18 protein-coding genes are annotated in these 23954 nt (G+C 44.4%); 5 read left to right on the forward strand and 13 right to left on the reverse strand.

Going from position 1 to position 23954, the window contains the following annotated elements; all coding sequences use genetic code 11:
* Positions 1-126 precede the first annotated feature (126 nt).
* The 3 genes from DC20_RS21155 (at position 127) to DC20_RS21165 (ending at position 4519) form a co-directional block, all read left to right on the forward strand.
* Positions 127-1317: a transglutaminase domain-containing protein gene (locus tag DC20_RS21155; protein ID WP_062545675.1), complete on the forward strand. Its 1191-nt coding sequence runs from the start codon at positions 127-129 to the stop codon at positions 1315-1317.
* Between the two features lie 130 nt (positions 1318-1447).
* Positions 1448-3916: a prolyl oligopeptidase family serine peptidase gene (locus tag DC20_RS21160; protein WP_062545676.1), complete on the forward strand. Its 2469-nt coding sequence runs from the start codon at positions 1448-1450 to the stop codon at positions 3914-3916.
* A gap of 162 nt (positions 3917-4078) precedes the next feature.
* Positions 4079-4519, forward strand: a complete 441-nt coding sequence (locus DC20_RS21165) for a hypothetical protein (protein WP_062545677.1) — start codon at positions 4079-4081, stop codon at positions 4517-4519.
* A gap of 495 nt (positions 4520-5014) precedes the next feature.
* Here DC20_RS21165 and DC20_RS21170 read toward each other — a convergent pair whose 3' ends face one another.
* From DC20_RS21170 to DC20_RS21185, 4 genes are all read right to left on the reverse strand, one after another.
* Positions 5015-7948: a T9SS type A sorting domain-containing protein gene (locus DC20_RS21170; protein ID WP_062545678.1), complete on the reverse strand. Its 2934-nt coding sequence runs from the start codon at positions 7946-7948 to the stop codon at positions 5015-5017.
* Positions 7949-8448: 500 nt separating this feature from the next.
* Positions 8449-9492, reverse strand: a complete 1044-nt coding sequence (locus tag DC20_RS21175; RefSeq protein ID WP_062545679.1) for a ferredoxin--NADP reductase — start codon at positions 9490-9492, stop codon at positions 8449-8451.
* Between the two features lie 184 nt (positions 9493-9676).
* Positions 9677-9985, reverse strand: coding sequence for a hypothetical protein (locus DC20_RS21180; protein ID WP_157593325.1), 309 nt, complete (start codon positions 9983-9985; stop codon positions 9677-9679).
* Positions 9986-10430: 445 nt separating this feature from the next.
* Entirely contained in the window at positions 10431-12929 is a 2499-nt protein-coding gene (locus tag DC20_RS21185) for an outer membrane beta-barrel family protein (RefSeq protein WP_062545681.1), read from the reverse strand.
* A gap of 580 nt (positions 12930-13509) precedes the next feature.
* On the opposite strand from DC20_RS21185, the gene msrA reads away from it, so the two are divergent.
* Positions 13510-14202, forward strand: a complete 693-nt coding sequence (gene msrA, locus DC20_RS21190; RefSeq protein ID WP_062545682.1) for a peptide-methionine (S)-S-oxide reductase MsrA — start codon at positions 13510-13512, stop codon at positions 14200-14202.
* A 195-nt stretch (positions 14203-14397) separates the two neighbouring features.
* Here the strand turns inward: msrA and DC20_RS21195 are convergent, their stop codons facing one another.
* The 6 genes from DC20_RS21195 to DC20_RS21220 form a co-directional block, all read right to left on the reverse strand.
* Positions 14398-14712, reverse strand: coding sequence for a peptide-methionine (R)-S-oxide reductase (locus tag DC20_RS21195; protein WP_062545683.1), 315 nt, complete (start codon positions 14710-14712; stop codon positions 14398-14400).
* On the reverse strand, positions 14705-15160 hold the full coding sequence (locus DC20_RS21200) for an AAA family ATPase (RefSeq protein WP_062545684.1): 456 nt from the start codon (positions 15158-15160) through the stop codon (positions 14705-14707). Before DC20_RS21200 ends, DC20_RS21195 begins: the two co-directional genes overlap by 8 nt.
* A 15-nt stretch (positions 15161-15175) precedes the next feature.
* On the reverse strand, positions 15176-15559 hold the full coding sequence (locus DC20_RS21205; RefSeq protein WP_062545685.1) for a methionine-R-sulfoxide reductase: 384 nt from the start codon (positions 15557-15559) through the stop codon (positions 15176-15178).
* Positions 15560-15771: 212 nt separating this feature from the next.
* Positions 15772-16383 (reverse strand): DUF5025 domain-containing protein, encoded by a 612-nt coding sequence (locus tag DC20_RS21210; RefSeq protein ID WP_062545686.1) that lies wholly within the window; start codon positions 16381-16383, stop codon positions 15772-15774.
* Positions 16384-16474: 91 nt separating this feature from the next.
* On the reverse strand, positions 16475-16855 hold the full coding sequence (locus DC20_RS21215) for a PH domain-containing protein (protein ID WP_062545687.1): 381 nt from the start codon (positions 16853-16855) through the stop codon (positions 16475-16477).
* A 4-nt stretch (positions 16856-16859) separates the two neighbouring features.
* Positions 16860-17249 carry a hypothetical protein gene (locus DC20_RS21220; protein ID WP_062545688.1) on the reverse strand — a complete coding sequence of 130 codons (390 nt, stop codon included), beginning with the start codon at positions 17247-17249 and terminating at the stop codon, positions 16860-16862.
* Between the two features lie 345 nt (positions 17250-17594).
* Here DC20_RS21220 and DC20_RS21225 point away from each other — a divergent pair, with 345 nt between their 5' ends.
* The gene (locus DC20_RS21225) at positions 17595-19637 is read left to right on the forward strand and encodes a S9 family peptidase (RefSeq protein WP_071885668.1); all 2043 of its coding nucleotides are present in this window, start codon (positions 17595-17597) and stop codon (positions 19635-19637) included.
* An 88-nt stretch (positions 19638-19725) separates the two neighbouring features.
* Here DC20_RS21225 and DC20_RS21230 read toward each other — a convergent pair whose 3' ends face one another.
* The 3 genes from DC20_RS21230 to DC20_RS21240 all read right to left on the reverse strand — a co-directional run bounded on the left by DC20_RS21230 (position 19726) and on the right by DC20_RS21240 (position 23915).
* Positions 19726-21696: a S41 family peptidase gene (locus tag DC20_RS21230; RefSeq protein ID WP_062545690.1), complete on the reverse strand. Its 1971-nt coding sequence runs from the start codon at positions 21694-21696 to the stop codon at positions 19726-19728.
* A gap of 213 nt (positions 21697-21909) precedes the next feature.
* Positions 21910-22359, reverse strand: a complete 450-nt coding sequence (locus DC20_RS21235) for a hypothetical protein (protein ID WP_062545691.1) — start codon at positions 22357-22359, stop codon at positions 21910-21912.
* 158 nt (positions 22360-22517) lie between these two features.
* The gene (locus DC20_RS21240; protein WP_062545692.1) at positions 22518-23915 is read right to left on the reverse strand and encodes an amidohydrolase family protein; all 1398 of its coding nucleotides are present in this window, start codon (positions 23913-23915) and stop codon (positions 22518-22520) included.
* Positions 23916-23954: the final 39 nt, after the last annotated feature.

Here is a 23954-nt window from a genome sequence, read left to right on the forward strand (position 1 = left end):
GCCAAAAAATTTACGAAAAGAGGTTTTCAGCTTCGCATTAGAAACAAACCCTGAAACGTTCTTTTAGCAGCGGCTGTTCTGTCGTTACAAATCCATTGATTACCTTCTCTTTAAGAGACTTTCGGAATGCCTAAACTGATTTTACTTTTTTTCCTTATTTTCATAATTACTGGAGTAGTTGCTCAGGAAAGAGCTGTAACTCCAGAGGCAACGGTAGTTTCCTCTCCGGGTATTCCTACCGCTCAGGCCAAATCTATAGATGGTTTGTCCCGCTATATTAATGCTCATTACAGAACCCCTCAGGAGAAAGTACAGGCTCTTTATAGTTGGCTTACCTCCAATGTGGTCTATGATGTTTACGCCCTCACCAACATGCCCCAGTATTATGAGAAGCAGGCGCTTATTAGCCAAACCTTAACCACAAAAAAGGCGTTTTGCCAGGGTTATGCTGAGGTATTTAATGAAGTATGCGCTAAAATAGGGGTGCCGTCTTATTTAGTAACGGGCTTTGTCATACCCAAGGGTTCTTCCAAGCCTGTATCACATGCCTGGTGTGCGGCCCTATTGAACGGAAAATGGTATTTGTTTGACCCAACCTGGGGAGCAGGTTTTGTAGAAAACGGAAAATTTGTATCGCGCATTAATACCCGGTACTTCATGGCTCCGCCAGCCAAGATGATCCAGACGCATATTCCGTTTGATCCTTTGTGGCAATTCTCCACCCAGCCCCTTACCTATCAGGAGTTCATTTCTTCCAGGACTGGTTTGGCAAAGCCCACAGTGGCAAAACCTAAACCTCTTTTTTCTTATCGTGATTCGCTGGCTGTGTATGCCGCTTCTTCGCATAAAGCGCAGTTGGTAAGCACCATCCGCAGAATATCGGCCCACAAAGCCATTCCGCCAGTGGTGTTAGACCATTTAAACCACACCAAGAAAAACCTAGCCATTAATAACCAAAACGAAACAGTTGATTTGTACAATGAGGCCGTAAGTTCTTTCAACGTGGGGATTGATCAGTTAAACCAATTTATCGGGTACAGGAACAACCGTTTTCAGCCTGCTAAATCAGAACAGGAGCTAAAGCAGATGACCCAACATTGCGCAGACAAGTTCAGTGAAACCAAGCGGTTGCTCCAGCAGATTAAACCCGGAGATAATACCAACCTTTTCCTTTCTTTGCAGAACATGAAGGCGATGGTAGAGAAAGCCTTGTTACAGGTAGAGAGCCAGCGGATGTTTGTAGACCATTATTTCAAAACCCCGGTAAAGCAACGGCCCGCCTTGTTTTACAAGCAGGCACTTGCTGAGCGCAACTAGGTTTTAAATATTTTTCCACCCACTTTCTTCCTGCGTTTTGGTTTAAGGCTGGTTTGCAGAAAACAAGCTTTAAACATGTCTCAGAAGATGTGTATATTGGCTTATACATCCGTCCACCAACTACACAAACATGCTACAAAAAGTTATTTCCAGCAGATCACGGTTGTCTGTCTGGCTTCTGGCGCTTTCCTTGGCAGGACCTGCCGCCATGGCACAGGGGCCAAAAGACCTCAACCTCCCCTACCAGCGTCCTGCTGAATCTATCGCGAAACTGATTGAAGCGCCGGCTACTCCTTCTGTATTGTTTGATTCAAAGGGAGAATGGATGCTGTTAATGGAACGCCCGGGTTACCCTTCCATTGAGGAAGTGGCTGCTCCCGAGGCCCGTATTGGTGGACTCAGAATCAACCCTGCCGTGAATGGAGCCAGCCGAGGTTCTTCTTTCAATAACCTTAAAATCAAAAAAGTAGCAGGTGGTCAGGAGTTTACCGTGCAGGGCTTGCCTTCCAACCCAAAAATCACTGACGTAACCTGGTCACCCGATGAAAAGCAGGTAGCCTTCCTGAACACCGTCACCAATGGCATAGAGCTTTGGGTGATGAGCGTTACTGATAGAACGGCCCGTAAATTAACCTCAGCCACCGTGAACGATGCCTGGGGTGACGCCTTCAGCTGGACTCCGGATGGCAAAAGCCTGCTGGTGAAACTTGTGAACCCGTCACGTGGTGAAGCCCCCAAGTCAACTACCGCACCTGTGGGTCCCATTATTCAGGAAAACCTGGGCCGCACCGCTCCTTCCCGTACCTACCAGGATCTGCTCAAAAACCGGCAAGACGAAGCTCTGTTTGATTATTACCTCACCAGCCAACTGGTGCAACTTTCTTTGGATGGAAAGCAAACTAACATTGGGGCACAGGGCATTATCCGGTCGTTTAGCGTTTCTCCAGACGGACAATATGTGTTGGTAAGCACCACGCATCGGCCTTACTCCTATCTGGTTCCTTCTTACCTGTTCCCTTACTCTGTGCAGGTATGGGACCGCCAGGGAAAAGTGGTGAAAGAAATAGCTGATATCCCGCTGGGTGAAAACATACCAGTAGGGTTCAACGCAGTAGCAACTGGACCACGTAACGTTTCCTGGCGGGCAGACCAACCGGCTACTCTTTATTGGGTAGAAGCTCAGGACGGAGGCGATGACAAGAAGGAAGTACCTATAAGAGACATTGTGTACACCCAAACGGCACCCTTCTCAGAAAAGCCGGTTGCATTGGTAGGAACCAAACTTCGGTACAGCGGTATCACCTGGGGTACTAACAACTTAGCCCTAGTAACTGAACGTTGGGTGAAAACCCGACAGGAACGCCGTTTGCGCGTGAACCCAAGCCAGCCCGGCGCCGAGCCCGTGCTTTTAGTAGAACGCTCCTATGAAGACTTGTATTCTGACCCCGGCTCACCAGTATTGCATAAAAACCAGTTTGGCCGTAATGTGCTCCTGACAGATAAATCTGGCCAGAACCTGTACATGATCAGTGAAGGAGGCTCTCCACAAGGAAACCGTCCTTACCTGAGCAAGTTTAACCTGGCCTCTAAGAAGGCAAATATTCTCTGGCGCTCTGAGGCGCCTTACTATGAGTTTCCGGTAGATGTCATCAATGCTGAGAAAGGCACCTTCATTACGCGCCGCGAATCAGAAAACAATCCGCCTAACTATTTTATCCGCCAGGTTGGGTCTAAAAAGCTGACAGCGGTTACTAAATTCCAGCACCCTACCCCTGAGTTGATTGGGGTTGACAAACAGCTTTTGACTTATAAACGCAATGATGGCGTGACGCTTACCGCCACCTTGTACACCCCTAAGGGCTACAAAAAAGAGCAAGGTCGTTTACCTATGCTGATGTGGGCTTACCCACGTGAGTTTAAGGATGCCGCAAGCGCTGGGCAGGTAAAAAGCTCTCCTTATGAATTTACCCGCATTTCCTCCGGGTCGCCTCTCTTTTGGGTAACCAGAGGGTATGCCGTGTTAGACCGCACAGATTTCCCGATTGTGGGCGAAGGAGATGCAGAACCAAACGATACCTACGTAGAGCAGTTGGTGGCCAGCGCCAAAGCCGCTATTGACGAGGTAACCAGAATTGGCGTTGCCGACCCATCCCGCGTAGCCGTGGGCGGACACTCCTACGGGGCTTTCATGACAGCCAATTTACTGGCGCATTCAGATTTATTTGCAGCTGGTATTGCCCGAAGCGGTGCTTACAACAGAACATTGACTCCGTTTGGGTTCCAGGCCGAAGAGCGTACTTTCTGGCAAGCGCCTGAAGTATATTCCAAGATGTCACCGTTCAACTACGCGAACAAAATCAAAACGCCTTTGCTTTTGATCCATGGCGAAGCAGACAACAACTCAGGCACGTTCCCTATTCAAAGTGAACGCTTCTACAATGCTTTAAAAGGACACGGTGCCACCACCCGCCTGGTGTTTTTACCTGCTGAAAGCCACGGGTATGGAGCCAAGGAATCTATTATGCACATGCTTTGGGAAATGGACCAATGGCTGGAGAAATACGTTAAAAACAAGCCTCAGCCCCAGACCAAGCTTTAAGACTGAGATATTGAAAAAAGTCGTTTAAGGTAATTCTTAGGCGACTTTTTTCTTTTTAGGGAGGCCAGAAAAGGAAAATTGCAGTAACTTGTGAGCCAGATAATTGAAGAGCGGAAGTAAATACAGTTGTGTTTTCAGCTTCCTAATCCCCATTGACAAACAATGCCAAAGACTGAACTGAAGAAACCAAATGGAGACGTTTTTCTCATTGCGGAGCGTGCCCCGGACAACTCCTACATTCATGCCCAATGGATTGGAATTCAGACGTTGGATACAGTAAAGCAAGGTGGAAGCTTGTATATAGAAATGCTGGAAGATCAGCCCTGCTCCCGTCTTTTAAACAACCATAAAGAACTGATAGGCCCCTGGGACATAGCCCAGGATTGGATTGTACAATACTGGACGCCTAAAGTGATGGAATTAGGTTTGGAATACATGGGCCAGGTATTGGCTTCGGGCATCTACGGAAAAATGTCATTCCACCAGTTGCACCAACACATAGGTGACAAATTCCAGATTAAGATGTTTGAAGAAGTAGCTCCAGCTTTGGAATGGCTACTCACAGTTGATTCAGAAAAATCCCATCTTACCCCAACTAGATAGCTATTCATATTTTGATAGGGAGAAGGTACCTAATATAAACCTTAACTTATTTTGTTTAAGGCAGTTTCTTTAAAATACCCTTAAAACCTATTATAAATTAAGAAATATTTCCTTTCCACCAACTTGTCCCAAGCAGGATAAAACAAAGGCTCAAAAAAGTGTTTAAATAAAAAGGTAGGAACTCATCCCTCCTTATACAAGTACATAGACTTGCAACTACTGTATTTTGTCAGAGTTACTAAGTTTTTTGCTATAACTGTGACTACCATGATAAAAAATAAAGTATAGCCCTTTTCTATTCTGGGTTAGCTCATCTATACTGTAAATGTCCTTGAAACTATTTCAGAACTATCTTTTTAGAATAAAGGAATTTAATATGGATCAGAGTTTAAATAGTTGTTACTACATTAACCTTGCTTCCTTTAAATAACCGGCTATCCCACGTGAGTTTGGAGGCCGTAGCTTAAAGCCCACGTGGGATAGCCGGTTATCTATCTATTTTTGTAAGCTTATCCTGATCAACTTATTTACATTAGATCCACTAAGGCGTGCCATGTAAATTCCAGCTGGTAAGTCATTTTCAATCGAGAAGCTATACTGAGTGCCCTTCTTAGCATAACCTGTACTAATGCTCTTCACTATATTCCCTTTTACATCGTGTAGAGTCAGAGAATAGTCTCCTGCTTCAGCTAGGCTAAAAATTATTGTAGCCCGTTCATTAAACGGATTAGGATAAGCATGAATTTGAGATTGTGCCTGTTCCACTTTCATAGTAGTAGAAGCCGAGGAATTGTAAGACTCACCTGAAAGTAGGAACATTGGCGGAGTAGCTGAGAATGAATCCAGAAACCGGCACTCATCAAAGCCATCATTTATATTTCCCAATGCCTTTGTGAGATCACCTAGAGACATTGCCGTTGCCCCTCCCCCAAGTGCTTCATTGGCCATAGCATAAAGTTGGTTTACAGTCTTACCCACAGCAGATAAAGGAAAGGTAAACACTTCTTCTGTTCCAATGACGGGTGAAGATTCAGCTTTGCCGCATTCAGTAGCTTTCACTGTTACCATGTACATGTCCCTGATCACCATAGACCCTAATGAAGTATTGTCCATTTTTAAGTTTAAGCCTAAGGTGATTGTTTGACCTAATAAAGTATTGGTAAATCGTCCTTGTTTATTAACCGGAATACTCATTTGTGTCAAACAGGTATTAGCATTGAAAGAACTGTTTCCAACCAATGCTTTAGCAGGTCCACCAGCTGGTAGCTTAGAAATGATGCAGGCGGCATCACTGGCTTTTATAGTTAAAGAGTTTGAACCTATCTTACCAATCACCATGCCCCCTTGCCCATATTTTGAGAGAAGGTCGCTTATAAGTTGAACAGAAGTACGGCCATCACAATATTTACCTCCAGAGTTACCATAGAACCCTTGAGACAAAGTACAATTTAAATTTGAGCATGGCTCTTTTACAACATTTACTGTAGCGGTACTTGTACAACCATTTACTCCGGTGACTGAAAGTGTATAATCCCCCGCCATATCAACAGAAGGTGTTAAGGTATTACCATTAGTTATTGAAGCCCCCGGAGGACCAACCCAAGTATAGAATACTCCTTCCCCACTTACTGATGAACTTCCTGTCAGTTCAACCTTAAGTACCTGGCAGTTTAACACACCTGTAGCCGTAGCAGTAACTACTGGTTTTGAAATGTCCTGCACCACTGTAGCTTTAGCGGTTAGGGTACAGCCATCAGCACTAGTCACTGATAAAGTATATTCCCCTGGCAGATTGACAGATGGAGTTAAAGTATTACCATCAGTAATGATAGCTCCTTCAGGACCGGTCCAAGCATAGGAGGTTCCTACTCCCTTTATTGAGGAGGATCCGGTTAGCTCCACGGATAGAACACTACAAGTCAATGTCCCATTTGCCATAGCTGTAATAGTGGTGGGCATAGTACCAGACACAGTATATTCACCCAGCGAGGCATAATCAGAATCAGCTCCCAAGGCACCTTTTGTACCATCAACCGTTAAATAGTATGTTCCTGGCTCAAGAGTCAAGTCCAGAGAAGCTGACAAAGTAGAAGGGTCGGCTGTTGCTACTATGGTGTTAGCCACATCTCTCAGAGTTAGAAAAATATCTAGATTGGGATAATCAGGATCAGGGTTAACCGTAAGTGACACCCGTCCTCCTATGGTGGTAAAGGAAAAGGCATCTACATCGTTACGGGTCGTAATGACACCTTTATTTGATAAGGGCATAATATTTCCGGCACATTCTACCAAACCGGTTGCTGTGACATTGTCATTCCCATGGTCATCTTGGCGATAGCTAAACCCATTCATTGTGGTTATAATGGACAGGTCATTCTCCCGGTTATTTGCGTATGGGTATTCTCCCTGACTCCATTGAACAACTTGTCTGGAATAACCAACTCCCATTATTGGCGCCCAATTATTTTGCCCGTAAAAATAAGTTTCTGCTGGAGAAGTTCGTCCATCATGGCCCAACCTAAAGGTATGCCCCGCTTCATGTGAGCCTGCTTCCCCTGCATATTTACTAGTAGGGTTGAAAACCCAACAGGGAGTTTCGCCATAAGAGGTGCCACCCCAAGTAAAGGACCCTATATAAGCCACTCCTCCGGCACCCGGATAAAAATAGGTGGTGGGAGTGAAGATTACCCGCATCCTTCTGTTCACGGGGGCACTGTTAAATACAGCTTCGCTGGTAGTTACATTTAAAGCAAAGGGGCGATGGTCTTCACTCATCATTTTCCAAACCTGCACCATTTCTGTTTGGGTTAGGTTAGCTGGAGCGGCAATTATTGGATTACCACCATTAAAATAATAATTCCAAAAAGTATTGCTTACCGTTTGACCATCAAAGTCAAGGTATAAGACTGCCTGAGCTCCAGGTAAACTTTGAAGAGATGGAACAGTAGTACTTACATTGATAGTTTGACTGGGAAATGTTGTAGTTGCTTTCGGTTCCTCCAGTAGCCCTACACAGAGCACTTTATCAATATCTTCTTCGATCAGGTAAACCGAACCATTAGAGGTGGTAGTATAACGGTAATATTTCTTTTGTTCCCTCATTATAATGGAACCAGAAGCCTCACGTCCATCAATTTTAAGATAAAAGGTACTGTGTTTGATATTATTAACTTCACCAAAGAAGAGATCAGAGGTTCCTTCACGCTTGCTTGATTTTAGCTTAAGGTTAATTTTTTGATTTTTTGGCAATGGATGACTGACTTGATTCTCAACAGCTTTCGCTTTATTAGCTGCTCCCTTGGCTTTATTCTTGTAGGTAAGTGATAACTCTTCAATTTTACCAATGTAAACAGAGTCTTGGGCAAAAACTATTTTAACAGGAACAAAAAACAGTATAATAATGATTAATTTTAGAAATTTTTTTTTCATAATACAAAATTTAGGGGTTAATTATAATTATTTATATAAAAAAGCATTTTGCATATATAAACTATAATTATTTAAAAAACATAGTTTATATCCATTATCGTAAAAGATGTTGTTTTATTGAATTTTTTTAATTATATATAAAAATTTATAGAGCCCCTCCAATAAGAAAGACTCTAAAATTTGGAAACCGAATTTGTTGCTAGAAGACTAAACTGAACTTTATAACCTTATGATATAAATTATACTATACAATGTATAACTTTTTATTTAAAAAATTACATAAAATTAAAAATTATTTCTCTTGTCCATCTCTGTCTTTCCCCATTGATATGCTTAGCATGTAGGGAAGTATGTAAATGATAGAAGTAAGAAAAAATATCAGTAACATCATCTACCATTCTCAAGAATAGAAGAACATGGAACTCTAAGAAAGCTGATGACCTACTTATATACATCAATCCTCTTAAGGCAGCTTTCAATTGATGATATTAATCTAAATATTATGAGAGTTTCAAAACCACATCTCCTTCAACCGGGTACCCCACGCACGTTAAGATCAATCCCCGATCTACTTCCCTATCTGTGAGCACTTCATTGTAAGACATCCAAACTTTACCTTCCAGACAAGTAGCAGCACAACTTCCGCACCTACCGGCTTCACAACTATAAGGCAAATTGACTCCTGCTTTTTTGGCAGCTTGCAAAATAGTATCAGGGTATTGTACCTGAAAGAGATACAATTCCCCTTTAAATTGCGCCACCACCTTGTGAGGCTGAGTATCTGGTGGGGTTACCTTGACCTGAATTTTAGAAGTGCTAAAGGTTTCCTGCCGAATGTTCTGGGCAGGTACCCCTACTTCTCTTAAGCCATATAAACAAAGCCTGCGATAGTTTTCAGGCCCACAAACATAACATAATATTTCAGCTTTAGACGCTGCTGCATACTCCCTTACAATGGCCTTGAGCAGGTCTTTGTGCAGCCTTGCCTGGTCTAACTTGGGTGAATTGCTGAAAAGAAATTTGATCTGAAAACGATCGGGAAACTTTGCCTCCAAATGAAGAAGGTCCTGATAAAAGATGGTGCTTTGTGGGTCATGATTGCTGTACACCAACACCACCTTTAGAGTGGCATGCTGGTATAAGACGGTTTTAAGCAGCGAATAAATGGGAGTAATTCCGCTGCCTCCAGCCCAGAAGAATACCTGCCGGTAAGAACCATGTACCCCTGGCAAGGTAAAGAACCCGGCCGCCCCAATGGTCCAAACCTGGTCACCCTCCTTCGCATGGTCAATTAACCTCCGGGAAAAGTAACCATTCTCTATCCGTTTTACCCCAATGGTTAAGGGTTCTCCAAGTGCAGGAGATGACGTAATGGAGTAGGACCTTCTTATTTCCTCCCGAGCATCAGGGGCTACCAAGATCAGGTACTGTCCCGGTAAATATGAGATTGAGGCAGCATCTTCCGCTCCAAACACAAAACTTTTTACCCCCGGCACTTCTTCTTTGACCTGGGTAATGGTAATGGGCAAGTAGGATAAACTCATGAAGACGCTCTAAGGTAACACTGCCTTATTACGGAAAAGCCTTTAAAAGAGGATGCTACTTGTATAGGAACTTAGGCTCAATTTGCAGATTACATTCTGCAACGAACTTCTAAGAGAATAAGACAAATAATCTGGAGGACCAACAAAGAGGCCAGACTTATAAAAACTTCAGCAAAACCAGTAGTTAGAACCCTATAGCACTAGGGAAGTTAGGCATTATCTGATACAGTGGAAACTTGTTTTCTTCTACCGGCTGGTCACACAAGCGTTCAACCTTGGTAACTCCTTTAGTAGTAAGGCTAAGCAAAGGAGGCTGGTGAAGGGGGGAAATTTTTACGTATTCACCCTCTATAAGCATGTTCAAATGAGGGATCAACTCTTCAACACTTAAATTCAAGGATTCACTTACCCTTTGCGTATAGACGGGGTATCCTGCTGGTTTTTCCAGTAGGGGTACTAAAGCGTAGATGGCACTTAAAATGATATTTTCCAAGGTAAGCAGACTATGATCAGAATGCTTTACGGAAAATGAAAACTTTAATCTATCTTTTCTATGTACAAACATCAAAATAAGTGTTTACCACAATGCCCATTTTAATTGAAAGAATTGTTCATTTTACCTCTAGTTTATAAAATATAAAACCTTAATTATAACTTTTTATATTCCTTTCATTGTTAAAAATTACTTCTCACAATTCAAGTATAGTTATTAAAAACCTCACTATCACTCATTTAGATTATATTCCTTAAAAATTCTTATAAATCACCATCGTTCTGAGAAAAATAATAAAAATTATTTTTCTCAGAACGATAAATTCTTCTGTGCAAATCATAGTATTTGGCCACTGAACAATCTTCTGTAATCAGAAAACTCACTCAGTGGCAAATGTCTATGGGTTAAATCAATTTTCTACTCATCAAGCAAAAAGGTCTTTTCATTACCCATTACTATCCCCTTCTGATTTAGCGTCATCGTTGTTGATTTTTTTCTTGCGTTTTGGCTGCCCTTTGGCAGTTACTTTACCAAACTTGTAGCTGCCGCTAATTTTAAACTGACGGGCATAGAGGTACATGTTGTTAGTCTGCTCTACCGATGGCGTTTTCAAAATGATTTTCTGCTTCAGGGTTTCATTGAATGGATTGTCTACCCCCACGCTAATGCTTCCGTTTTTGGCGAGGATGTCTTTTTTGACCGCAAAGTTATAAATTGCAAAAGGGTAAACCTTTCCTTGTAAGGTAACTTTAGGTGAGTTGTACTGGGCAAAAGCCTGGGCACTGATTCCTTTGTTGAAAGCATAAGATACATTCAGGTTTGAATTATACATCATGCTGGCATTGGAGGCATTCAGAAGCGTGCCTTCACTTTCCAGATCATTGTAAAAAACATTTACATTGGCGCTCACGCTACCTTTTTTCAAGAACTTGGCGCTACTGAAAAGGCTTACCCCGTAACTTGAGTTCCGGCCGATATTGGCAAAGGTGGTGTAATTCACGCCTTCTTGGTTAGGGATTATGTAGGATTCAATAGAATTGTTGGTTTGCCGCCAGAAGAAAGAGGCATTCACCGAGAAGCCATTCTTGAAAAAGGTACTGTAGCCCAACTCATAAGCATTGGTGATCTCAGCCTGCAGATTGGGGTTCCCCACCTGAATGTTGAACGTGTCTGTGCGGTTCTCAAACGGGTTCAGGTAACCTAATTGCGGCCGCTGAATACGTTTGGTGTAGTTGAATTTAACCGTTTGGTTGTTTTTTAATGATCTGGAGATGGCAATGCTGGGAATGAAGTTGTCATAGTCCTGCACTACCGATGTTTTGGAGGAGGTAAAGTCACCGTTCACGTGGGTGTACTCATACCGGGAACCCAGTTTGAAATTGTATTTCTTTTGCAAGCTGAATTCATAGGATGCATACGCTGCTCCTACGTTCTGGTCATAGGAAAATACATCGGTGCGGTTAGGTACCTCCACAAAAGGTGCTGAAGGCGGATTGGCCTGTAAAAACTGGAAATCACTTTCGGCGTAGCGCAGAATAACTTTTGCTCCTACCTCCAGGAGGTGTTTGTTTTTAAAAGGATGGGTATAATCTACCTGAAAGGTCTTTTCCTCGTTGTACGCATCGTTCAGGTTTTGCTCTTTCAAGGTTAACTGTTGGTCGCGGTTAAGCACATCAGTAAAGTGGGCATTATTGCGGTTGCTGCGGCTCAACAAACCCAAAACACTGAGTTCCTGGCCCGGTTTTGATAACTGGGTGGTAAAATCCAGGTTAAGGTCGTAGTTGAGATTGTCAAAGGCACTGCGGTTCTTTCTGGTATTGGCAGCAGTTACCCTGTCATTCCTAAACTGGGTGGAAGTAAGGGAAGAATTATACGCAAACTCCCCGCTCTGCATCCGGAGGCCCGCTGATAAGCTGCTTTTCTTGCTCAGGTCGTAGTCCGCACCTAACTGCAGCATTTGAAACTGCCCTTCCCGACTTCCTGCCATAGTTTGGCTCAGGCGATCAATGGCCGGTATACCCCTGTAGTAAGTCTCTCTATTGCTTTCCAAAGGATTATTCCGCCAGTTACGCCCAAGAGAGGTATTCAGCCCGAACTTGCCTTTTCGGTAAATTACGCTTCCGTTTACACCGCTGATGCGGTTTCCATAGGTAGCGTTCACCACTCCGTTTATCCCCTGTAAGCTGTTTTTCTTGGTAATGATATTGATGATTCCGGCAGTGCCTTCCGCGTCGTATTTAGCCGAGGGGTTCGTGATGATTTCTACGCTCTTAATCAGGTCAGAAGGAATCTGCTGCAGGGCGGCTGCCACGCTGGTTGCCATAACCGCCGAGGGTTTGTTGTTAATGAGCACCCGTAAGTTAGAGCTGCCCCGCAAGGACACATTCCCGTCTAAATCAACGGTTACTCCTGGTACTTTCTTCAGGACATCGCTGGCAGTGCCACCTATGTTGGTGATGTCTTTTTCAGCGTTGTACACCATGCGGTCTACCTTGTCTTCAATCAGGAGTCTATCGCCGGTTACGGCCACTTCATCCAGAACTTTAGTATCAGATTTTAAAGAAATAGCGCCCACGTTGACTTCCTCTTTGTTACTGATGCTGATGTTCTCAATCACCCTGGATTGATACCCCAGAAAGCTGACGGATAATTGGTACAGCCCAGCAGGCACACGTACCAGGGAGAACTTTCCTTTATCATCTGAAACGGTGCCATCTACTGTTTTACCGGTTGCTTTGTCCACCAAGGAGATGGTCGCGAACTCCACCGGTTTCTGTACGGCTTCATCTAAGATAACCCCAGCTATTTTCCCATTCCCTTTAGGAACAGATTGGGCTGCAACTGCAACATGCTTTGTGTTGTCGGGCTTGTTTTCCGGAGCCTGGGCAAAAGTAACGCGCGCCGACAGAAGGCCGGCAAAAGCCAGAAGTAATACGTTTTTCATAAGTGTTTCTTAAAGAGTAAGTTATATACCACCTATCAGAAGAAGCCCAGTCTACATTCTGTCACCTACTCTTAGGATTGTGTAAGGAGGAAGCCAGAAATCAAGACTGTAATTGCTTAGCGATGGGACAAGATTAGCCTGCATTTAGCAGTTCAGAAACTAAATGTGATGAAAGCCAGAGAAAATGGGGTGAACACTAATTCACCTGTCTAATTAGGTAGTTTCAGCAGAGAACAGACTATGGAATCCATTTAAATTTGGAAATTGATGGGCAGAAATCAATTCTTCAACCAAGTAAAAGCGGAACAAATGAAGCTTCTGATCAGAAAAGCTTAAGGAAACAACATGTGCAACAACTTGCTTAGAATATTTTGAATATTTAACATTTTTTAACACAACTATAGAGAAAACAGCCTCTAAACAGCTATAGATGGGATTTTAGAATGCAATAGAATCTGCCTTTTCACATGAAATGAATTCCGGCAATCTTATTTGAAGATGCATTTACCAGGCCTAAGCTAACGCAGAGGTGTACTAGCTGGCTCATTCACGTCTTCTCAAATCTTGCGTAAAAGGAACCATGAACCCCTTTGAAGAAGATAAAATACCCGCTATTGACAAGCTCACGTACTCCTCTCCAAAAACCGCTACATTAGCGATGGGCTGCTTCTGGAGTCCGGAGTCCCTTTTTGGGTCTATAGGTGGTGTGATCAGAACCAGGGTAGGTTTTGCCGGAGGAACCACGGAGAACCCAACCTACCGCACCCTCGCTGATCATATTGAAACGGTACAGCTGGACTTTGACCCAGAGCAGATATTATATGCCCAGCTACTGGAGAACTTCTTTGCCCACCATACCCCTACCAAGGAGCCCCGCAAGCGGCAATACACCTCAGCCATTTTCTATCATTCTCCTGAACAGAAACAAGCAGCCCATGAGGCCATGAAAGCTGCTGAAGTGAGGCTTGAACAAAAAGTAATGACGGAGGTACTTCCCTACCAGGTATTTTACCTCGCAGAGGAAAGGCACCAAAAATGGAAGCTACGGCGGGTACCTGCAGTTCTGAATGAATTGCAGAAAATCTACCCTAAAGAAGAGGCATTCAACAACTCTACTGCCGTTGCCCGGGTGAACGGGTATCTTGGTGGAAACGGAGAAAAGGAAAGGTTTATGGAAGAAATGGGGAGCTTAGGCCTCTCCTACCCCGTACAGCAAACGTTGCTGGCCCATTTCTTGGCCAAGGACTTAGGAGATCTCCCGTTCAAGGGTTAAGAATCAACTTCTTTATCTGCTTTGGGCTAGATTTCCGGAAAAAAGCACCAAAACAAAATACCCCGCTGGCGCGAGCCTCTGGCTCGTGTCCGCTGGCGTTTTGGAAGCTACCGTTTCAGAGTAAAACTGTAGATCCAATATTTATGGACACGAGCCGGAGGCTCGCGCCAGCGGGAATTTTATAATAAAACAATCCTACTTCTGCAGGAGAATAGACTCAGCGTTGATGCAGTAACGGACCTGGCTGGGGGTTCGTGGATCTGGGAATAAATGCCCCAGGTGCAGACCGCATTGGTGACACAGCAGTTGAATACGCTCACGGCCATAGGTCTCCAATAAGTGCTGCTGTACATTTTGCCCCAGGTGTGCCCAGAAGCTGGGGAAGCCGGTCTTGGAATCAAACTTCTGGTCAGAGGAAAACAAAGGTGTACTGCATTGGCTGCAATGGTAGGTTCCTTTTGGTTGACTCTGCTCGTTTAGGTCCCAGTCTATTTTCCTGTTCTCAAACATCTGCCGTTGGTTTTCTCCATTCCTCCACTATAAAATCATCGTCTTGGATGCGTACACTGTAAATCTGGTCAAATCCTTCCTCAAAGGAAGGTGGTTCCAGCTTTTTGCGTACATCATACAAGGCGATGTCTTTTACTTTGTCTCTTCCTTCGCGGGCACTGTTGCGGGCCAGGGCATCCTGAACGGAAGTTTGAAAGAAATACGCCACCACCTGGTAGCGCCGTTCTTTCAACTGGGCAATGTACCCTGCCCTATCTTCTTTCCTGGGGTTGGTATTGTCTATTACCAGTTTGGCGCTGGTTTTCAGGCAAAGCTGCAGGAACAGGCGCTCCCGGTTACGGGTTCTGAGCAGGTCCATGCTGATGCGCACGTGGGAGTTGAAGAATCGTTGCTTGTAAAACGTGGACTTCCCCGACGCCTGCAACCCCATGAAGATAATGCCTTCCAACCGCTTCTAAATTGGTTATTTATCCTGCGCAGGCACAAACTCCATCGAGATGGAATTCACACAATGGCGGGTGTTCTTTGAGGTAAACCGCTCACCAAGGAACACGTGCCCTAGGTGACCTCCGCAGTTGGAACACACAATCTCGGTACGGCGCCCATCAGCGTCTGGCACGCGGTTCACGGCTCCTTCAATTTCATCATCAAAGCTTGGCCAGCCGCAATGTGATTCAAATTTATCTTCAGAGCTGTACAGTGGCGCATTACAGCGGCGGCAGATATACGTGCCTGGCTCTTTTACGGTGTACAGTTTCCCGGTGAAGGGACGCTCCGTGCCTTTGTGCAGGATGACGTATTCTTCTTCGGGGGTGAGGTCGTTATATTTTTTTTCTTGGTTTTCCATGGTTCTGTTCAAGTTGACTTCTGGTGTTTGTACTGACTTTAGGCAGGTCTCGTTGCTGTTTACCTAACGTTGCAAAGTTAAATAGAATTGCAAATGGTGGTTTAAGGGCTGTTTTGGTAAAAAAAAGTAAAAACAAAATCGCCACTCCCATTATGAAAGTGGCGATGGATACTACGACAGAACGTATTTTATAAGCTACTTCGGTATGTGTCTTAATTGTAACATTGATTATAGTTGTGCCAATTCACTTTCTTAAACAGGAATTCGCCTTTTTCAAAAGAAACAGAGTCCTGGGGGTTAGCTTCATTGTAAAGGGTACCGTAGAAAGTTCCTTTAATGCCTTTCTGGGAGAAGCCGGGTAAATCATAAAACTCCTTTACCTCTACCCAAAAAGCAGGTTTGTCTGTCTTATTGACGTACACTTTAGGAGCCCCTCCTGAGGTGTTAACCCGAAGGCTTACATAGGAGACAAAATCTTCTTTGTAGGAGTTTGTAATTGGGTAAACTCCTACCCTTGTCAGGTCAAATATTTGTAGTCTAAGTCCTTCCTCGCTCCAGGTATTGTCCACCATTTTTGCATCTCTACTTGCCACAATAGTGAAATAAGGCTTGCCTCCTAAATAAGACCATGCCCCATGAAATTTCTGCATGCATTTATCCTCACCTATTTGGCTGGGTTGCCACCTTTGGTTGTTAAGCTGCATACTAAAGGAAGTCACAGGCTCTGGAGTTTGATCCACAGCATCATCATCTTGCTGGCAGCCTACTAGCAAGAGGAACACCCCATATAAAAGCGGTAATACAAATTGAATTCTCCTTTTCATAACTAATATTAGATAAGATTTTAAGATTAAAGACTTAAACTATATTACTAAATGATTAAATATTGTATAAGGAGAGTTTTGGTAGCTTATATCACCTCAATACATGAAGCGCCAATATTTTTTGCACCTCATAGACATTCACAGACTTGTTGAAGTTCTTCCGGATACTGGGCTCCACCTCACCCGATACCCATATTTTCAGCTCGGCGTCCAATTCAAACGTACCGGCTGTTTCCACGCTAAACCGGGAGATACTTTTGTAGGAGATGGACAGGTATTCCACTTTACTTCCGGTAACGCCTCTCACTTCAATGATGATCAGCCTTTTGGAAGTAAAGATGAACGTGTCGCGTATCAGTTTGAAACCAAGTTCTATCTCTTCTCCTTCGGCGAGCAGTTTGCCGTAATCTTTTAATAAATCACTTTGGCTAACCGCTCCTGCGTTACCCAGTAAGGCTGAAAAGAATCCCATGTTTTTAGAGTTTAAGATGTAAGGTTAGAAAAGTTGCAGCTGAAGATTGGCCTGTTGAGGGGCTGGGAGAAAGTCGTCGTAGTTCTAGGGAAGTAGCAGCATTCATCGCCCTTTTCCTGTTCTTACCAGCCGAAATGAAGAACGGGATACTTCCCAACGTTAAACCGGCACCTCCTATGACTACAAAAGGAAGAGTATCAAAAGACACATTCCCTGGGGCCGCATACGCAAGCAGGGCCATTCCTCCACCTAAGAATATGAACCCAGCGACCTTTTGGCTTTTGCTCAATTCCAGGTACTCAGCTTTCGTTTTAAGCGGAATAATTGCTTTCTCCTGGCTGTAGACTTTACCCGCAAACAGGAGCAAAAACATCAAAATGAAAATAGACCTCATTTCTTTCTTTTAGATTAGCTCTGTGTACCATCGCAGATCATACACCATAGTTATGGAAGGCCTTTCCAAAGACTTCAGAAGGTTTCTTTCCCTGTTTACGTTTCCTTTTCCATTTCTGCTTATCTTTTAAAAAAAGAGCTTTAAAACGGGAGTGCTATCGCGCATGGGTAGCCCATACTTTTCAGTATTTTGAGCATTGATATTGAATGTGCAATATATTGAGTTCAAATTAATAAATTATTATAAATAGGTGAGCTTTAACAATTTAGTAACTTCTACAAAAAACATATACCAATGGCCAACCTTATAAAATATGGGTTAATTCTCTTTTTATTCCTCGGAGGTATGGAAAACGTCTTGGCACAACAGGGTGCTTCGGTTTCCTTTGAAAAAGTGATCAGCTTGAAACAGGTGGGGTCTCCTCTTATATCACCCGACGGGAAAACCATCGTGTACAGTATCTCCAGCACAGACTGGGCTAATAACAATTATGATTCCGAACTCTGGCTTTCACGCGACGGCAATGCTCCCCAGCCCTTAACCCGAACGGCAAAAGGTAGCAGTACCTCCGCCCGGTTTACCCCAGATAGCAAGTACGTGAGTTTTCTGGCAGACCGCGGAGAGAAAAACCAGTTGTACCTAATACCGGTAATGGGCGGAGAGGCTCTACAGGTGACCAAAGATGAAGACGGGGTAGGCAATTACGAATGGAGCCCAGATGGGAAGCGGCTGGCCTACACCAAGGCAGAGGCAGAGAGCAAAAAAGAGAAAACCACAAAGGAGCGGTTTGGGTCCTTCTTCATTGAAGGAGAAGAATTTAAGCAAAGTCACCTTTGGTTATTAAACTTCCACTATGATTCTATAGCCTTGGCCGGACAGGTACCTTGCTACCCTATAAGGAAAGATTCTCTACAGACCGCTACTACTCCTACTGTTCAGGCCTACGATTGCGTGAAGCTGCCGATGGCGAAAAGGATCACTTCCGGTGATTTCACGGTAACCAGCTTTCAATGGAACCCTGATGGCAAAACTATCGCCTTTAACCGGCAGCCCAATCCACTGATTACTAGCAGCCTCCGGTCAGACATTGTGTCTATCAATGTAGACACCAAAGAAAAGAAAACCTTAGTGGCCAATCCCACCGGAGATTTCTTTAGCAGGTGGAGTCCAGATGGAAAAGCCTTTGTATACAGCAGCTCCTTAGATGATTCTACCACCTACTTCTTCAAAAACAACCGCTTATTCATTTATGACGTCCCAACTGCTAAAAGCAGAGAAGTAGCCCAATCTATTGATGAGAACAAGAACGTGCTGGACTGGAACAAAAACGGTCTTTACCTGAGTGCCTATGATAAAACCAGCCAGAAGGTTTTTGAAGTTGATCCCAAAACCGGCAAATCGAAACCCCTCAACCTTAGCCTGGACTTGGTGAACAACGTTTCCTTTAGCAAAAACACTGATTTAGTGGCCTTAAGCGGCCGGAACCACGCTGATCTGGGAGAGGTTTATACCGGTAAATTAAGTAGATCGCTTAAAAAACTCACCAACACCTCTGAACAGATCAAGGGCTGGAATACTCCTATCAATGAGGTCATCACCTGGAAAAGCACTGACGGCATTTCCATTGACGGCGTTCTTTTGAAACCCCGTAATTATGACACCGCTAAGAAATACCCTCTGTTGATTGTCATTCATGGAGGACCTACAGGCATAGACCTTCCTGACCCTACTCCCTCTTACGTGTACCCCATGCTACAATGGGTGGAGAAAGGGGCTTTGGTGCTGCGCGTAAATTACCGCGGTAGCGCTGGGTATGGAGAGAAATTCCGCTCACTCAATGTGCGCAACTTAGGGGTAGGCGATATGTGGGACGTGATGAGCGGAGTGGATTACTTGGCGAAGAAAGGCATGATTGATACAACCCGGATGGGTTCTATGGGGTGGAGCCAGGGCGGCTATATCTCGGCTTTCTTGACCACCAACACCAACCGCTTCAAAGCCATCTCTGTAGGCGCAGGTATTTCTAACTGGGTAACCTATTACGTCAATACTGATATTACGCCCTTTACCCGCCAGTACCTGCAAGCCACTCCTTGGAGCGACATGGACATCTACCTGAAAACCTCGCCCATGACCAACATCAACAAGGCCAGCACTCCTACCCTTATTCAGCATGGTGAGTTTGACAAACGGGTTCCCATTCCCAATGCCTATGAGTTGTACCGGGGTTTACAGGACCGGGGAGTTCCTTCCAGGCTGATTGTCTACAAAGGATTTGGGCACGGCATCAATAAACCCAAAGAAAGGCTGGCGGCTACCTGGCATAACTGGCAATGGTTCAATTACTACGTCTTCGGCGAAAAAGAGCCTGCATTACCGGTAGAGTAGCCTTCTGAATATTCCTGCTATTACCAATGCAAAGCGGCCTGACATGATCATGTCAGGCCGCTTTGCATTGGTAATAGCAGGAATATAATCAGGACGAAGTCTTCGCTTTTTTAGGTTCAGCCTTCTTTGCTTCTACTTTCTTGGTCTCCTGCTTTTTTGGATTAGGTTTCTTTGCTTCTACCTCTTCAGTCTCTGTCTTTTTACCCTTATCATTCTCTTCTTCACCTTCCGCTCTGATGATCTCAAAGGCTTTTAGAAGCTGTTCGTCTTTTTTTGCGAGGGCTCCTTTGAGCGTGGGTTTTACTTGCAAATCAACCTTCACTCCCTGTCTTTGTGTAGGCGTGTTGTCTGGGTAGAAGATTGCGTTGCCGGAGAACTGCACCACGTAGTTACCGGGCAGGTTCAACCGTTTGACATCCCCATCGGCCCCGGCCGTTTGCTCACCAATAGTAACACTGTTGGGGAACATGTGCTGGAGGTTCATGGCAAGCCACTCTCCTATGCTTTGGGTGGCACCATTCACCAGAATCACAACTTTGCCTTTGTAAGTAAATCCTTCAGGAGTAACGGTGGTGGGAAAATAGACCTCTGGCTGGGTGAGTAGTTTATAGGTACCCACGTTGGCAGAATTCATGAGGTAATAACGTGCAAAATAGTTGTTCTCCTTCCCAAATTTCCTGTACACATCCTGAAACACAAAATCGCTGTTGTCTGGGTCGCCGCGCAGATCAAAGATGAGGCCTTTGCCTTTCACCGCCACCTTGAACAAAGAGTCCATAATAGCTACCTCGCGTTCTTCAGATGCATTTTCTATGTAGCGGTTGGTGTCATGCGCTTTGAACCGGTAGATGTCTTTGGAAACCATTTCCAGTCCCACTCTCTTCTTAGCAGGAGTTAGCTTCTTCTTGAAATAGGCGTCTACTAGTTTCGCTTTAGCAGGGTCTGTTGGGTTCATTAGCCGCAACGTAGTGCTTACGCTATCCTCGCCCCGTAACAAGGTCGCTTTCATCACCGCATCTTCAGACCTGAACAGGAAATTATCGCCGTACTCCCCAACCCTGTGCCACAGCGCCTGCGGGTTTGATACCGATAAAACAGATCCCAAGGCCTTTACCCATTCGGTCAGGGCTATGTCATCTAAGGCCACCAGCACATCACCTGTTTTGATGTTGGCTCTTTTGCACAAAGCAGGATCAATAATGCCAGTCACCAGGATTTTCTCTTCTACCATCTGGTAATCAAAAGGTGGGTAGTAACTGTTTTTGAAAAGCTTTTCTTTGTGGTGCAGCTGCCGGAAAAAGGAGTAGGCTTGGGTGTCATTCAATTTGGCATTGAGGGTGAGCAACAGCCGCTCGTATTCTTCCCGGGTTTCACATTGGGCAAACAGCGGAATAGCCTGAGAAATGGCAGCGTCCCAGTTCTCGTCCATGACGTATTTGTAAGGAAACAGGTAATCTATGGCTGCTTTGAACTTAGCCAAGGCCAACATCCGCATGGGGTACGGCAGGTTCTCGTTTACCGCAAAGGTGTATTTTGGCTCATTGGGCAGTGTACCACCATATGGATTGTTCCGGATAGTGACGTAATGATGCGGCTCTGCAGTGTACCGACGTTGATATAAGTTATCTAACTGCTTGCGGGTGTTCCCATTCAGGAATTTAGACTTTGCGTACCAGCGGTCATCCAGGTTATTCAGCAGCAAAGAGCCCTTAGGGTTATCCCGCAGTTTCTCTGCTTTACCCGATGGGGATGGCCCCACCTCTTTCAGCATGGCTTGGTACACTGAATTAATTTGCTTCTGGTTTTTAGCGGAATCTACTTCGGGGAGGTAGCGCAGGAAAAGAGAATCTGCGTTGAACTTGCCGGTGGCTAACGTGGGGTGTTGGTATTTAAGTAAACCCCAGATGTTGTAAAAGTGAAGGTGCTTGTCGGTTTGCAGGTCGTTTTGCCCAAGTGCAGTAAAGCTACTCCAAAAGAGAAGCAGGAAAAGCAAAGGTGCTTTAGACAAAAGCCGTGAGGTAAAGCGATAAAGAAAATGAATCTTGTAGGGCTGCATCATAAAGCTGATTATTTTCTGCCTACTTTCTAAAAGGAAAAGAAGGAAAGTATAGGGTTGAGTATATATACGCGAGAAGTACCCCCTACCGTTGTGGAAGGTAGCTTTTGTGGATGCCTTTACCTTAATTACTGAAAAGCTGCTTTGCAGGCGTTTTCTCTAAAACAAGCGTAAAGCCATTTCTCAACCAGAACGTCTTTCCTATTTAAGTTAGTATTATTCCACTACCGGAACTCCCCTTCCAGCTAAAGATTCAGCGAAGTGCAGGTCCTCTAATTCATTGAATTCAAGGGTTCTCCGACGGTTGTTTTTCAGGACAAGGGTTAGGATGGGCACTTGATTAGCTGCCCGGTTTTCTTTTTGGACCTTTACTATTTGCTTTAGGTTGATTTCATCTCGGCTAGCGTCTTTGATACCCCGGGTATATCCTACATACAGCCAAAACAGAACCACTGCCGCTGAGAAGGCAGCAAACAAAAGCTGCGACAAGCCATGTGTAATGAGATACGTTTTATAATGCTTCTGCCCCTGTAAGGTAAAAAAAACAACCCAGCAGACAGCCGCAAGGAGGTGCAGAAGTTTCACATATCCGGCTTGGCCTCCACTGATGAGGATACGGTCACCCTCTATCTGCAGGACCCCCTTTTTTAACTGAAACGTCTTCATTTTATGTAACTAAACCAACTCTTCCACGAACTTACCACAACTGGGGCAGAATTGGAAATACCTTCATTTGCCAGCCCAACCCTATACGGATAATTACAAGGTTGCGCCTTTGAAACGGAGATGTTTTCAATCTCTTTTCTCTAAACAAGCAGTATTCCCTACTTCTTCAGCGCTTGCAACATTTTATCAAGGGCTTTTCTATCGTACACCTTCCCTTTGGTGATAACGGCATTGATACCAGAAGCATTTTCAATGGAGACCAAAGGGTTCTTATCAAGCAGAATCAGATCTGCTACTTTTCCTTTGCCTACACTTCCGTAGAACTTCTCTTGTCCGAAAAATTTGGGTCCGTTAACTAAAGAAGTGGTTAAGGCTTGTTGAGGCGAAAGCCCTGCTTCCACCAACATCCGGGGTTCCCCATGCAGCGACTCGCCAGGATACACGTAAGAATTGAAGGCACCACAATCTGACCCGGCAAGTAAGTTAACTCCAGCGTCAAACATGGGCACCATCATTTTCATGGTCTGGTTTTCCATCTTCTGGCGGAAGGTACTGCCGCTCGCCTTCGCCCTTTTAGCACTTTCTACCCTTCCTCTGTAAGTCCTCTGAATTCTGGGGCCTATGTAAGCCAATAATGAATCCTGGCTATGGTCAACATCTGCCACCTGCGCCAAGGTTCTGCCTATGTAGAGGGTAGGCGTAATGAAAACATTATTGGTTCTCAATTTTTGAAATACATGTTTTGCCAACGCAGGATCATAGGTTTCTATGATTTTGTCCATCATGCCATATCCCAGATTAAGGGCTGTAAGGCTATCGGCTAGCGGGGAACAAGCTTTTAAGGTGTAGTACAGGTGTTCTGACCCGTCCAAGCCCAAGTCAATTGCTTTCATTAAATCAGCGGACATGGGCATATGACCCGTTGTTTTTAAGCCTCGCTTTTCTGCTGCCTTGATAATTTCATAAAAGGCTTCGCTCGAAAGGGTGCCGTCATACATCTTCACATACTGAGCCCCTAGAACTTGTAATGAATCCAGAGCAGCTTCAATCTCTGTTGAGTTCGTGACTTTAATGGAACCAGGCCAGGCAGGCTTTGGTCCATCCAGTTTTGGACCTGAAGTAAAAATGGTAGGACCAGCCAAATCACCTTCTTGTATTTGACTTTGCCAGGTCAGGACGCTTGGGGTGATATCACCTCCGGCATCTCTTACGGTAGTGATACCAGAAGCCAAAAACAGAGGAAGCAAGTCTTTATTTTCCTCAATTAAAGAATCTCCACCTCTGAAATGCACATGGTTGTCCCACAGACCTGGCATCACAAACTTTCCTTTGGCGTCCAAAACCTGACGAGCTTTGTATTTTCTTTTGCCGGCACTTGCCTCCACCACCTGAATAGTGTCCTTAGAGATTGCAATCAGTTGATCCTGTGTAACTGTACCTGCTTCAACATTAATGATGTTTGCATTATGAATAAGGACATCATACCTCTCCTTCTTTAAACTTTGACAGGAACTCAGCAGCCACACACCCGCCACCAGCAAATACAGTTTCTTCATAGCTTCCAAGTTAGATATTTCATTACACTAACTGTACTC

Source organism: Rufibacter tibetensis (genome assembly GCF_001310085.1).
In the GTDB taxonomy this organism is placed as follows: Bacteria; Bacteroidota; Bacteroidia; order Cytophagales; family Hymenobacteraceae; genus Nibribacter; species Nibribacter tibetensis.